Annotated in this window: 15 protein-coding genes; all 15 read right to left on the bottom strand. The window is 44.7% G+C overall.

Annotation, left to right across the window (positions count from 1 at the left end; genetic code table 11):
- Positions 1-35: 35 nt before the first annotated feature.
- The 15 genes from murA to HNQ84_RS08310 all read right to left on the bottom strand — a co-directional run bounded on the left by murA (position 36) and on the right by HNQ84_RS08310 (position 13160).
- Complete coding sequence (murA, locus tag HNQ84_RS08380) at positions 36-1334, bottom strand: UDP-N-acetylglucosamine 1-carboxyvinyltransferase (RefSeq protein WP_032101304.1); 1299 nt, start codon at positions 1332-1334, stop codon at positions 36-38.
- Between the two features lie 31 nt (positions 1335-1365).
- Positions 1366-2061, bottom strand: a complete 696-nt coding sequence (locus HNQ84_RS08375; protein ID WP_435621799.1) for a YwmB family TATA-box binding protein — start codon at positions 2059-2061, stop codon at positions 1366-1368.
- 82 nt (positions 2062-2143) lie between these two features.
- On the bottom strand, positions 2144-2374 hold the full coding sequence (locus HNQ84_RS08370; protein ID WP_183242461.1) for a DUF1146 family protein: 231 nt from the start codon (positions 2372-2374) through the stop codon (positions 2144-2146).
- Positions 2375-2430: 56 nt separating this feature from the next.
- Complete coding sequence (nuoN, locus tag HNQ84_RS08365) at positions 2431-3933, bottom strand: NADH-quinone oxidoreductase subunit NuoN (protein WP_435621798.1); 1503 nt, start codon at positions 3931-3933, stop codon at positions 2431-2433.
- Positions 3934-3937: 4 nt separating this feature from the next.
- A complete protein-coding gene (locus HNQ84_RS08360; protein ID WP_435621797.1) occupies positions 3938-5449 on the bottom strand; it encodes an NADH-quinone oxidoreductase subunit M in 1512 nt (503 codons plus the stop codon).
- Positions 5449-7305: an NADH-quinone oxidoreductase subunit L gene (nuoL, locus tag HNQ84_RS08355; RefSeq protein ID WP_435621796.1), complete on the bottom strand. Its 1857-nt coding sequence runs from the start codon at positions 7303-7305 to the stop codon at positions 5449-5451. The genes HNQ84_RS08360 and nuoL overlap by 1 nt, the downstream gene beginning before the upstream one ends.
- A gap of 59 nt (positions 7306-7364) precedes the next feature.
- A complete protein-coding gene (gene nuoK, locus HNQ84_RS08350) occupies positions 7365-7676 on the bottom strand; it encodes an NADH-quinone oxidoreductase subunit NuoK (protein ID WP_004892986.1) in 312 nt (103 codons plus the stop codon).
- Positions 7673-8182: an NADH-quinone oxidoreductase subunit J gene (locus tag HNQ84_RS08345; RefSeq protein WP_055440770.1), complete on the bottom strand. Its 510-nt coding sequence runs from the start codon at positions 8180-8182 to the stop codon at positions 7673-7675. Before HNQ84_RS08345 ends, nuoK begins: the two co-directional genes overlap by 4 nt.
- On the bottom strand, positions 8179-8598 hold the full coding sequence (gene nuoI / locus HNQ84_RS08340; RefSeq protein ID WP_003396988.1) for an NADH-quinone oxidoreductase subunit NuoI: 420 nt from the start codon (positions 8596-8598) through the stop codon (positions 8179-8181). The genes HNQ84_RS08345 and nuoI overlap by 4 nt, the downstream gene beginning before the upstream one ends.
- A 22-nt stretch (positions 8599-8620) precedes the next feature.
- Positions 8621-9622, bottom strand: coding sequence for an NADH-quinone oxidoreductase subunit NuoH (gene nuoH, locus HNQ84_RS08335; protein ID WP_075039205.1), 1002 nt, complete (start codon positions 9620-9622; stop codon positions 8621-8623).
- Positions 9622-10722: an NADH-quinone oxidoreductase subunit D gene (locus HNQ84_RS08330; RefSeq protein ID WP_435621795.1), complete on the bottom strand. Its 1101-nt coding sequence runs from the start codon at positions 10720-10722 to the stop codon at positions 9622-9624. The genes nuoH and HNQ84_RS08330 overlap by 1 nt, the downstream gene beginning before the upstream one ends.
- 4 nt (positions 10723-10726) lie before the next feature.
- A complete protein-coding gene (locus HNQ84_RS08325; protein ID WP_435621794.1) occupies positions 10727-11731 on the bottom strand; it encodes an NADH-quinone oxidoreductase subunit C in 1005 nt (334 codons plus the stop codon).
- The gene (locus HNQ84_RS08320) at positions 11732-12244 is read right to left on the bottom strand and encodes a NuoB/complex I 20 kDa subunit family protein (RefSeq protein WP_006319894.1); all 513 of its coding nucleotides are present in this window, start codon (positions 12242-12244) and stop codon (positions 11732-11734) included. It lies immediately after the preceding gene.
- A complete protein-coding gene (locus HNQ84_RS08315) occupies positions 12235-12633 on the bottom strand; it encodes an NADH-quinone oxidoreductase subunit A (RefSeq protein ID WP_012576182.1) in 399 nt (132 codons plus the stop codon). The genes HNQ84_RS08320 and HNQ84_RS08315 overlap by 10 nt, the downstream gene beginning before the upstream one ends.
- A 122-nt stretch (positions 12634-12755) precedes the next feature.
- On the bottom strand, positions 12756-13160 hold the full coding sequence (locus HNQ84_RS08310; protein WP_032101314.1) for a F0F1 ATP synthase subunit epsilon: 405 nt from the start codon (positions 13158-13160) through the stop codon (positions 12756-12758).
- Positions 13161-13163 lie beyond the last annotated feature (3 nt).

Raw genomic sequence — 13163 nt, 5'->3', positions numbered from 1 at the left:
ACCATTCGCCTTCTGCAAACGGTCGTTTCTTACATTCATCCAACATCTGTCATTTGTCTTTGTACTGTATCGATATCTTCACGTACACGTTCAATATCAGCACCTAACGCAGCTAATTTTTCATGGAAGCGAACGTAACCGCGATCTAAATGTTTCAGTTCGGTCACGCGCGTATATCCTTCTGCAGCGAGCCCGGCTAAAATAAGTGCTGCAGCCGCACGTAAATCCGTCGCAGCCACTTCTGCCCCTTGCAGTTGGCACGGGCCGTTAATAATGACGGAACGCCCTTCAATTTTCATATCAGCATTCATACGCCGAAATTCTTCGACGTGCATAAAGCGATTTTCAAATACCGTTTCTGTCACCATGCTTGTGCCTTCTGCTTTCATAAGAAGCGCCATCATTTGCGACTGCATATCAGTCGGAAAGCCCGGATGTGGCATCGTTTTTACGTCAACGGCTTTCAATTTGTCGGGAGCAATGACGCGCAAGCCGCTGTCTTCTTCTATAATGGTGACACCCATTTCTTCCAGCTTTGCGATTAACGATGTTAAATGTTCTGGCACCGCACCTTGCACAAGAACGTTTCCGCCTGTAATGGCAGCTGCAATCATAAATGTTCCAGCTTCAATACGATCAGGAATAACTGTATGTTCGGCACCATATAATGTAGTAACCCCGTCAATGCGAATCGTGCCTGTTCCTGCACCGCGCACTTTCGCACCCATCGCGTTTAAAAAATTAGCTAAGTCGACGATTTCCGGCTCTTTTGCGCAGTTTTCAATGACGGTCGTCCCTTCTGCTAATACAGCAGCCATCATAATGTTTTCAGTCGCACCGACACTCGGGAAGTCTAAATAAATTTTTGCACCGCGCAATTTTCCATTTACTTCGGCGTCGATGAAACCGTTACCGATTTTCACCGTCGCACCCATCGCTTCAAATCCTTTTAAATGTTGATCAATTGGTCTTGACCCGATCGCACAACCACCTGGTAATGCGACGCGTGCGCGACCTTTGCGCGCAAGCAATGGACCCATCACTAATACAGATGCTCGCATTTTTCGTACATATTCAAATGGAGCTTCAACACTCAGCTCTCCAGATGCATCAACGACAATTTTGTTGTTGCCAACCGTTACGTCCGCTTGTAAGTGACGTAACACTTCGCCAATCGTATATACATCGGAGAGTTCGGGTACATCGTAAATGACGCTTTTTCCTTCACTTGCTAATAATGTTGCGGCGATGACAGGTAACACAGCGTTTTTCGCACCTTCCACTTTCACTGTGCCACTTAACCGCTTCCCGCCGCGGACGATGATTTTTTCCAAGGCATTCCCCTCCGCGTCCAAAGTCTCTATATTAATATTCAGCTGTTATGATTGGGGTGCCAATGACAACGGTCGTTCGCGCGCCCAATCCGTCTTGTCGTAACGCCAGTTGAAGATTCATTTGTTGTTGTCCGACAGAAAGTGATGTCTTCCACTGCTCAGTATATGCTGAGACAGAGACAAATGCCTCTTCACGCAATGATTCAATCGGTTGCGCTTGAAACGAAGCAAGCAAGCGAACCGCCTTGTCAAACAAAACACCTTTCATCTTACCATCGAATTCCCCTGTAATACAAGTGAAAAATGTAGGTTTTACGAATAATTTCGTCGTTTGTCGGACGAGTGTGCGTTCGAGTTGTTTATTCCACGTTGAACCGGTTGCTTCATATAAAACAACAATCGTTTGATGATGAGCGACCGTGATGAGTTGAATTGTTTCAACGTAAGCGGAGGTTTCACGTTTGCCAATCATCTTGTGCGGTTCAGCCGTCCAACGAAAAGAGGACCATGTTCTCACGTATTGTTGGATCCAGTTGTGAGGATCATTCGTAAGCACTTGCTCTTTGGCATAGACGTTCCATCGTTTGAGGTGAATATGATGGGATTCAAATACGCCAAGCATGTCGTTCATTTTCGTTATTTCTTCATTGACACGTTTACCATCATACATCCGATAACCACTTAATAACAAACAAAAAATAACGAGGGCCAACCATCTTTTTTTCATCTCTTTTCCCTTCCTCTCCTTAGCTTTTATTGTTGCCAGATCGGAAGGGAAGATACGTAAAAAAAATCGACAATGCTCGCGTCTAAAGTAAAAATGGCAACTGGCGCGACCAACGTAAATAATCTAAAAAGAAGTTGCTTACTAATGAGCCGATCGCAATCGTCAAAAGAATATAAAATACACGCGCTTGAATGATGCGATTCGGTTTAAAAATAACTTCAAGTCGCACCGCTTGTAACGTCCACCACGTCACTGTAATGAAAAATACGTGCGACAATAAACTAATTAACGCTTCTTGTCCAAACGTTTCCATGTTCACTCCTCCTTTAACATAAAAAATGGAAGGGTACACCCCTCCCATTATACGTCTTATTGAAGAAAATCGCTAAAATGTTCAAACGGTGCAAGGAAATCGTAGGCGATGTTTGGAAACACCCCTAATAAAACAGTGCCGATGACACAAATAACGACAACGGCAATGACCCCAGGTGGCCACTCTAATCGATGGGTATGTTCGACCGGTCGGAAAAACATTTGAACGAAAATACCGAAATAATATACGTACGATACAACTGTCGTGATCACCATAATGGATGCGAGCACGTAATGGGCTGGCTCAACGACGAATGCACCGAGGAAAATGTTCATTTTCCCGATAAATCCAGCCGTCCCCGGAATGCCCGCAAGCGATAGTAAAAAGATTGTCATCGCTATCGCCATGAGCGGTGAGCGACGGTACAAGCCCGCAAATATGCTCACGTCTTCATCATCGTGATGCTGAGAGAGGACTTGTAAAATCGCAAACGCCCCAATAGTCATAAACAAGTACGCCAACAAGTAGAACCAAATCGCTTCAAACATAAACATCGATAAGCTCGCCAAAGCGACTAGTACATAACCTGCATGTGCCACGCTTGAATATGCGAGCATACGCTTTACGTTCCGTTGCCGAAGCGCAATTGTATTGCCAATAATCATCGTTGCGCCTGCCAAAAAAGCAATGTATGGCGCAAGCGTCATAAGCATCGAAGCCGAACTTCCTGATGGCGTTTGAGCAAATACGGAAACGATGACACGCAACACGATAACAAATCCAGCTGTTTTAGAGACAACGCTTAAGAAAGAAACGACTGGAGTTGTCGCGCCTTGATACACATCTGGCGCCCACATATGAAACGGAGCAGCTGCTAATTTAAACGATAGCCCAACAAACGTAAGCAAAAAGGCGAGCGATAAAATGTATTGATGATTTTCATCATACGTGCTTGCAAGTTGCCCAGCAATTTCTTTTATATTCGTCGATCCGGTGAAGCCAAATATGTAGCTCATCCCGAACAACGTGATAGCTGTTGCGACGCTTCCAGTAATGACATATTTTAATGCTGCTTCATTGGCTAATGTATGTTTTTTCCGAATCGCGACGAGAATATAGGAAGAAAGCGACAATAATTCAAGGCCGATAAACAACGTAATGAGATCACCGCTTGATGTCATCATCATTGCACCAAGAAGCGCAGTTAGGAACAAGTAGTAAAACTCGCCGCGATACGCAATGCGCTCTTTCGGTTCATAATGAAGAGCAAGCAACAAAACGAGCGCACTACCAATGAGCAATAACGCTTTAAATGATTTGGCGAACGAATCGAGACGGAACGTATCACCTAAAATGGACGTGACATCACTCGTCCACAAACCGAGGAGCGATACGAATGAAACGGCGACGCCAACGAAAGCGAATAAACCAAGGAGACGCCGACTACGATTTTCCGGCATAAATAGGTCGATGAGTGAGAGCGCAACCGCCACACCAAGAATGATAAATTCCGGCATCATGACGCCCCATTCATAGCTAAGTAATGTTTCGAAATCCATCTCATCAACCCCCTAACCCGTTCATCATCGTTTCAATCGTCGTTTGTAGTGGCATCGCCAATACGTTCGGATATACCCCGATGATGACAATAAGAAGCAGTAAACTAATTGCCGGCACCCATTCGATGCCCCGTAAATCGGACACGTTTGACACCGTTGTTTGTCCGAACGTCATGCCAAGTACAGCGCGTAATAAATACACAGCGGTCATAATAATACCGAGCGTACCGATGGCAGCTAACCAAGGTGCCGCCTGAAATGCACCAACGAACGCCATAAACTCGCTAATAAATCCGGACGTTCCTGGCAAACCGAGTGAAGCCATCGCACCGGCGAGAACAAAACCTGAAACGTACGGCATCGTCTTCGCCAAACCACCTAAACGAGCAAGCGTCGTTGTACGCGTTCTTTCGTACATGACGCCAACGAAGAAGAATAAAAACGCTGCGATAAATCCGTGTGACACTGCTTGAAAGATTGCCCCTTGTATTCCTGCCTCGTTGAGCGAGCCGAGCCCAATTAATACAATGCCCATATGCGATACACTCGAATAAGCGAGCACCATTTTAAAGTCGGTTTGTCTAAGCGCTAAAAACGCACCGTACAACAAATTGACAATACCGAAAACAATAAGCGATGTCGAAAATTGTTGGAATTGCCCGGGAAATAATCCAAATGCGAATCGAACAAGACCAAAAGCACCAATTTTTAACAAAACCCCTGCATGCAGCATGACGACTGATGGTGGCGCTTGAACGTGCACGCGCAACATCCAACGATGAAGCGGCACGATCGGCAATTTTACTCCAAATGCAACAAGCAATGCAATAAATAAACCGTAACGAAGATCGTCGGAAATTGGCGAAATGGTTTGTGCCGCTGGGTTAGTTAATATGTAGCGTAACTCCGCAATGTTTGATGTGCCGGTGCGCGCAAACAATACCGCAATAACGATCAATAAGACAGCGGAACCGAGACCGTTATAAATTAAATAACTGTAGGCTGCTTTTTCTTTTTCGAAATATCCCCATTTTCCAATTAAGAAAAACATCGGGATGAGCGTCAACTCAAAAAAGATAAAAAAGAGTACAAGGTTGCTAGCAGCAAATACGCCAAGCATACCGATTTCAAGCAATAAAAACAGTTGAAAATACCCTTTCCACTCTTTTTGGATGGATGTAGAAGCGATCGCCGCAAGCGTTGCTAAAATGGTCGTTAAAACGATCATGACAAGCGCGAAACCGTCCACATGAAGTTCATATGCGACAGTAAAATCCGTCTCCTTTAAAAACGGGAACTCACCAAATTGAATCCATGATCGTTTTTCCGTTAACTTGCTTATATCATAACCGTTTTGATATTGCCAAAACGCAAACAACGATAAGCATAACGATGGCAACGTTGCCAACACACCAAGCCATTTAATCGCTTTTTCTTGCTCTTTCGAAAGAAGCGAAAGAACGAGTATACCTAAAAGCGGGGAGAAAATTAAGAGCGATAAAAAGTATGGCTGCATTATAAATACCCCCCTGTCACCGCAAAAATAACGACGAGAATCGCTAAAGCGACAATCGTTACCGTACTGTACATTTGCACTTGCCCGTTTTGTAAACGTGAGCCGATTCGCCCAACACCGCGCGCTGTTGCTGCAAATAATTGTGCCAATCCCTCCACAAGGAACCGATCGATATACTCAAACAACAAGCTAATAAACGATGCAGCTCGAATGACGGTAAGTCCGTAAAACTCGTCGATGTAATATTTGTTCATAAGCACGTTGTACGTGAGTGGGAAGCGTGACGATAACCAGTCGCGCGCAATCGCACGTTTTCCATATATAAGCCATGCTAATGCGATTCCGCATAATGAAACAATTGTCGCCACAATCATAATCCAGCTTGGACCTTCTGTATGGGCGTGCCAGTTCGTTCCTTCTGTCAACCACTCACCTAAAAACGCTCCCCATGGTGTTTGCACGTAACCAGAAACGACTGCGAGCACACCGAGCACGATCATCGGCAACACCATAACCGTTGGTGACTCATGCACATCTTGAGCATTTGTCCGCGCTTCACCTGTAAACACAAGGAAAAATAAGCGGAACATATAAAACGCTGTGAAAAAGGCAGCAATAATAGCGACAACAAATAAACCGACATGCCCGTGCGTCCACGCGGCAATTAAAATCTCATCTTTGCTGAAAAATCCTGAGAAAAATGGGAATCCGCTAATTGCTAACGTTCCGATTAAAAAGAGTGGAGCGGTCCATTTCATTTTTTTCCATAATCCGCCCATTTGTTCAATATTTTGCGTATGCACCGCATGAATGACACTACCTGCCGCTAAGAAAAGAAGCGCTTTAAAAAAGGCGTGTGTCATTAAGTGAAAGACGCCTGCCACGTACCCAGCAGAGCCGAGCGCTAACATCATGTAGCCAAGCTGGCTGACGGTAGAATATGCAAGCACACGTTTAATGTCCGTTTGCACAAGACCGATTGATGCGGCAAAAATAGCAGTAAATCCTCCAACATAAGCGACAGTCATCATCGCTGTTTCACTCGCTTCGTAAAGCGGGAACAATGTTGCCACTAAATATACTCCAGCAGCGACCATCGTTGCGGCATGAATTAATGCTGATACAGGTGTCGGTCCTTCCATCGCATCTGGAAGCCACGTATGAAGCGGAAATTGACCTGATTTCCCGATCGCACCGATAAAAATGAGAATGGCGCTTAACGTCATGATTGTCGTTGAAACATCCCCTTGTTGTAACGCTGCAAAAATGGCTTCATATTCGAAACTTTTCACTTCTAAGAACAATAAAATCATACCGATCAGCAAGCCGACATCCCCGATGCGCGTCATAATGAACGCTTTTTTCGCTGCAGCTTTTGCTTCTTCTTTGTAAAAATAAAACCCGATCAATAAGAACGAGCCGAGGCCGACAAGTTCCCAAAAGATATACGTTTGCAGCAAGTTTGGTGATACGACAAGCCCAAGCATCGCAAATGTAAACAAGCCTAAATATGCGTAAAATATCGGGAAACGCTCATCACCGTGCATATATCCTTTCGCATACGTATGTACGAGAAAACTAACAAGCGATACGACAACGAGCATCAATGCATTTAATGCATTGACTTCAAAGCCGACCGTTATATCCACATCCCCGATTGTTAGCCATGTATATGCTTGTTTATATGTTGGTGACGTCCATCGCTCATACAACGCTCCGAGGGCGAAGACGAGCGAAAGAAGGGTCAACAACATTCCGACATACGCGCTTCGTTCTTTTAACTGCTTGCCAACGACAAGCAGCACAACAAACGATACGAACGGAAAAAGCGGTATGAGCCATGCGTTTTCCATCATCGTTCAATCATCCCCTTTTTCAGGTGCATTTTATATATAACCCCTTTGTTTCCCATCCTTTATCGTTTCATCGAATCAACTTCATCAATATGAATCGTTTTGCGATTGCGGTATAGTGCAATTAAAATGGCTAATCCAACCGCTGCTTCTGCTGCGGCAACAGTAATCGTAAAGAGCGAAAATACTTGCCCTGTAATGCCTGGATTAACCCCGTACTTGCTAAATGCGACTAAATTAACGTTTACAGCATTTAACATCAGTTCAATACAAATAAGTACGATTACTGTATTCCGTTTTGTTAACGCCCCGTACAATCCGATGCAAAATAACAGAAGCGCAAATACGAGATAGGCGGATAACGGTACGCTCATTCTCCCGCCTCCTTATCATCTTTTTTCGCTAAAATGACCGCGCCAATTAATGCGACAAGCAACAAAACAGACGCAAGTTCAAACGGAATGACGTACTTCGAATATATTGCAATTCCGATTTGTTCCGTATTTTTATCATGAAGCCCAACTGCTTCACTGCCAAAGTCGAGCGTACGAATGCCAATATACATCACGGCGCCAAAAGCAACTGTACCGAGCAAAGCGAACGCTTTTCGAAGCGGACTACCTGTCGATTGCCCGTCATCTTGATGACGCGTAAGCATAATGCCAAACAACATAATGATCGTAATCGCCCCCGAATAAATAAGCACTTGAACAGCCGCGACAAATTCAGCCGATAAAAGCACATAAATGCCGGCGATGCTGACGAACGTAAAGACGAGTGCCACGACCATATGGACGACTTTGTTTAAATTTAACATAAAGATGCCGCCGCCAAGCGCAATGAGCGCAAGAACGAAAAAAGCAATATATTGTCCACTCATGGCTTATTCACCTTCCGCACGTTCGTATCGTTTTCATCAAGCCACGTTAAATCTTTAAATAACTCGTCGCGACTATATTCCGCTAATTCAAAGTTGTTCGTCATGACAATCGCCTCTGTCGGACATACTTCGGTGCACAAATCGCATAAAATACAAATTTCAAAGTTAATGTCGTACGTATCAATAATTTTTCCTTTTTTCGTCGGATCCGGATGTTTTTTACCCGTTAACTGAATACAGTCGGTCGGGCAAATATTTGCGCACTGATTACAAACGATGCATTTTTCCGGATAAAACTTTTGAATGCCGCGAAAGCGATCCGGCAGCGGAAGCGGTTCATTCGGATAATCGTACGTCACTTTTTCTTTTGTTAAGTTTTTCAGCGTATACGCTAATCCTTTCATTAAACCGAGCATTTCTGCCCACCCACCTTTTTATTTAAAAAAATAGTTGTTTTACAAGAGCTGTCACAAAAATATTCACGAGCGCCACAGGCAATAACACTTTCCAACCAAATTCCATCAATTGATCGGCACGCACACGCGGAAACGTAATGCGAAACCAAATGAATAAAAAGACGACAACGCTAAATTTTAATGCAAACCAAACAGCTCCTGGAATAAAACCGAGAAACGGAAGCGGATGCCATCCCCCTAAAAAGAGCACGGTCGTTAATGCCGCCATCGCAAAAAAGTACACGTACTCTGCAAGCATGAAAAACGCCCAGCGGAAGCCAGAATATTCAACATGGAATCCCGCGACAAGTTCCGATTCAGCTTCTGGTAAGTCAAACGGCGTCCGATTTAACTCTGCCACAGCTGCGACAAGAAAAACGAGAAACCCAATCGGCTGTACAACGATAAACCAAACATCTTTTTGCGCTTCAACAATGTCGTTTAAGTTTAAGCTTCCTGATAACAAAATGACACCAATGACAGACATGACAAGCGGCACTTCGTATGAAATCATTTGTGCAGCTGCACGCATGCCTCCCAGCAATGCATATTTGTTGTTTGACGCCCATGCACCTGTCACAACCCCGATGGTCGTTAATCCAGAAACGGCAATGTAATACAACAACCCTACACCAATATCAGCAAATTGCAATGCATCCGTAAACGGCAACGCTGCAAGTACCATAAAAGCAGGAGCAAACGCAATGACCGGTGCTAAAATGAACAACGGACGATCTGCAGCTTTTGGAATCGTATCTTCTTTCAACAGTAGCTTTAACACGTCAGCAACTGTTTGGAGTAATCCCCAGCGACCTCCAACTTGGTTCGGCCCGATGCGTCCTTGCATAAATCCCATCACTTTTCGTTCGGCTAAAATGCCGTACGTGACAAACCCTAACACAACGAGCAACAGCCCTACGCCAATCGCAAAGAAAATGGCGACATTCGTCCAGCTCGGCGTCGACTGCAAAAGTTGTTCCATCATCATCCATCGACCTCCCCAAGCACGATATCAATCGCACCAAGTATCGCAATTAAATTCGCGATATTTTCCCCTTTTAGTAGTTTCGGAAGGATTTGCAAATTATAAAATGACGGTCGACGGAATTTTAAGCGATACGGCTCTTTTTTCCCGTCGCTCGCAATATAACAACCAATTTCTCCCCGCGGCGATTCGATGCGTACATACGCTTCACCCGGTGGCGCTTTAATGATTTTTGGCACTTTCGCCATAATTTCGCCGCCATCCGGAAACTGTTCGCACGCTTGCTCGATAATGCGAAGCGATTGCTCAATTTCAGCGAGACGGCATTCATAACGGGCGAAACAGTCACCTTCTGTGCGTACAGGTACATCAAAGTCAAACCGATCATAAATCGAATACGGTTCGTCTTTTCTTAAATCCCATTTCACCCCTGTACAACGTAAATTAACGCCGCTTAACGAATAGGCTAACGCTTCTTCTTTCGTGTATTTGCCGACCCCGATGACGCGATTGCGGAAAATTTCGTTTCCTGTCACAAGTTCATGATAGCCTTCGAGCTGCTTACGCATATATGGAACGAACTGTTTGACTTTTTCGATCCATCCATCCGGGGCATCCCATTTTACCCCACCAACACGCATGTAGTTAAATGTGAGCCGCGCGCCTGATAGTTCGTTTAATAGATTAATAATCATCTCTCGTTCACGAAACGCATATAAAAACGGACTGACTGCGCCAATATCAAGCAAATACGTACCCCACCAAACGAGGTGGCTCGCAATGCGACCGAGTTCCATCGCAAGCACACGCAAATATTCCGCCCGCTCTGGCACTTCAATGCCCATCATCGTTTCTACTGCATGACAAATGACGTAGTTGTTCGTCATCGCGGATAAATAGTCCATTCGGTCTGTATACGGGATGATTTGTGTATACTGCAAATTTTCTGCGATTTTTTCTGTCCCGCGATGAAGATAACCGATGACGGGAGTCGCTTCTTTAATAATTTCCCCGTCAATTTTTAACACGAGGCGAAATACCCCATGCGTGCTCGGATGTTGTGGTCCGACGTTTAAAAGCATCTCTTCTGTTCTCAGCACGTCCTTACCCCTCCATATCGTATGGCTCGTAATCTTTCCGGAGCGGATAGCCGACCCAGTTTTCCCCTAAGAAAATGCGAATGAGTTGTGGATGGCCTTCAAAACGAATGCCAAGTAAATCGTACGCTTCGCACTCCGGCCAATTCGCCCCTGGCCAAAGCGGAACAAGCGAGTCAATAACCGGATGGTCACGATCAATTTTTACTTTTAGCGCAACGGACTGACGATTTTTATAAGAATACAAGTGGACGTACACTTCCATATGCGTTTGAAAATCTGTTCCGTGCAACTCAGATAAATAATCAAAACTTAGTTGCTCATTATATTTTAAAAACTCAGCCACTTTATAATATGTATCTTTTTTAGCAACAAGCGTTGGTACATCTTTCGACAAACGATTAATGTAAGCGTTTTCTAACACATCTTTTCCGAGATGCTCTTCAATGACTTTGACGTATTTGTCGAGATATGGCTGATTTAGTGACGGCTTTTCCTCTTTTTCTTCGCCGCCATCTGCACTTTTGGCTTTTGCTAACGCCGCGGCTTTCGCTTTCGCTGCTGCGGCCGCTTTTTTCTTCGCCAATTCTTCTTCGCTTAAGTCTCCTATCTCCGCTGCTTTTTGTTTCGCTAACGCTGCGGCTTTTGCTTTCGCTGCCGCGGCCGCTTTTTTCTTCGCTAGTTCTTCTTCGCTTAATTCTCCGGCCTCTGCCGCTTTTTGTTTCGCTAACGCTGCGGCTTTTGCTTTCGCTGCTGCCGCTGCTTTTTTCTTCGCTAGTTCTTCTTCGCTTAATTCTCCAGACTCTGCGGCTTTTTGTTTTGCTAACGCCGCGGCTTTCGCTTTCGCCGCTGCGGCCGCTTTTTTCTTCGCAAGCGCAAGGTCATCTTCGCTTTCGAGCGGAGGCTCAGTTTGTTCCGCTGCTTGCTTCGCTGCCAGTCGCTCTTTCGCTAATTGTTTTGCGCGTTCCGCTGCTTCTTTTTTTAGTTGCTGTAAATCTTTTTCCTCGCTCATTTACAGCACCTTCTTTCCTGTTTTCGCTTCGTAGCGAATTTTCTCTTTTAGTTTGTTAATGCCATAAATTAATGCAGCTGGATTTGGTGGACAGCCTGGAATGTATACGTCAACAGGTACAATTTGATCGACACCCTTCACGACGCAATACGATTTCACATATGGCCCACCTGCTGTCGCACATGAACCCATCGCAATGACCCATTTCGGCTCAGGCATTTGATCATATAAACGGCGAACAATGGGAGCCATTTTTTTCGTCACCGTTCCTGAAACGATCATGACGTCTGATTGACGAGGCGATGTACGAAAGAAAGAGCCGAAGCGGTCTAAATCGTAATGCGAAGAACCGACTCCCATCATTTCAATGGCACAACAGGCAAGACCAAACGTGAGCGGCCATAAGGAATTGCTACGCGCCCATGCTTTTAACTGTTCTAATGTCGTTAAAAAAACGTTGCGACGCATTTCTTCCATTTCTTGATCTGATACGTTCAATAATTTTACATCCATTTTAACACCTTCTTCTTCCAAGCATACACAAGTCCAATTAACAACATGACGACGAAAATAAGCATTTCAATGAGCGCAAATGCACCGAGTTTTTCAAACGCGACCGCCCACGGATATAAAAATACAGTCTCTACATCAAAAATAACGAACAGTAATGCAAAAATGTAATACCGCACATTAAATTGCACTCGCGAATCGTGAAACGGATCTAATCCGCTTTCGTATGTCGTTTGTTTCGCTGCATTTGGCGCATGTGGGCGAAGAAAACGTCCCGCTGTAAGCGCAACGATTGGAAGTAAAATACCTAAACAAAGAAACACAAAGACGACTACATAACTGTTTACATAAACGTTCAACGATGTCCCACCCCTTTGTGACTTTATACACATTTTTCAAAAACATCACACTATTACGACTGTAACCGATAACATTATATCACTTCTTCACATATGTGTCGATAAAACTTGTTCCAAAAATAAACAAAAAACCCTAAGAGACGATGCTCTTAGGGTTAAAAGTGACGATTTGCCACATTTAAACGGTTAATTGCACGACGTAAAGCTAATTCTGCCCGTTTATGATCAATTTCATCTTGTTTCGCTTGCAAACGGCGTTCAGCCCGTTCTTTCGCCGCTTTTGCCCGCGCAACGTCAATATCTTCTGCTCGTTCTGCAGCTTGCGCCAAAATCGTTACACGATCAGGGCGAACTTCTAAAAAGCCACCGCTCACCGCTACAAGTTCAGTCGCATTTCCCTTTTTTAAGCGAACTGCGCCAATCTCTAGCGGTGCGACCATCGGAATGTGCCCTGGCAACACGCCGAGTTCGCCGCTTTGCGCTTTAGCGCTCACCATTTCCACATCCGCTTCATATACTGGGCCGTCCGGAGTTACGACACTGACTTTAATCGTCTTCATGAA

It is taken from the genome of Anoxybacillus eryuanensis, assembly GCF_051200995.1.
Taxonomy (GTDB): Bacteria; Bacillota; Bacilli; order Bacillales; family Anoxybacillaceae; genus Anoxybacillus; species Anoxybacillus tengchongensis.
This window is presented reverse-complemented; position numbering and strand designations above follow the sequence as displayed.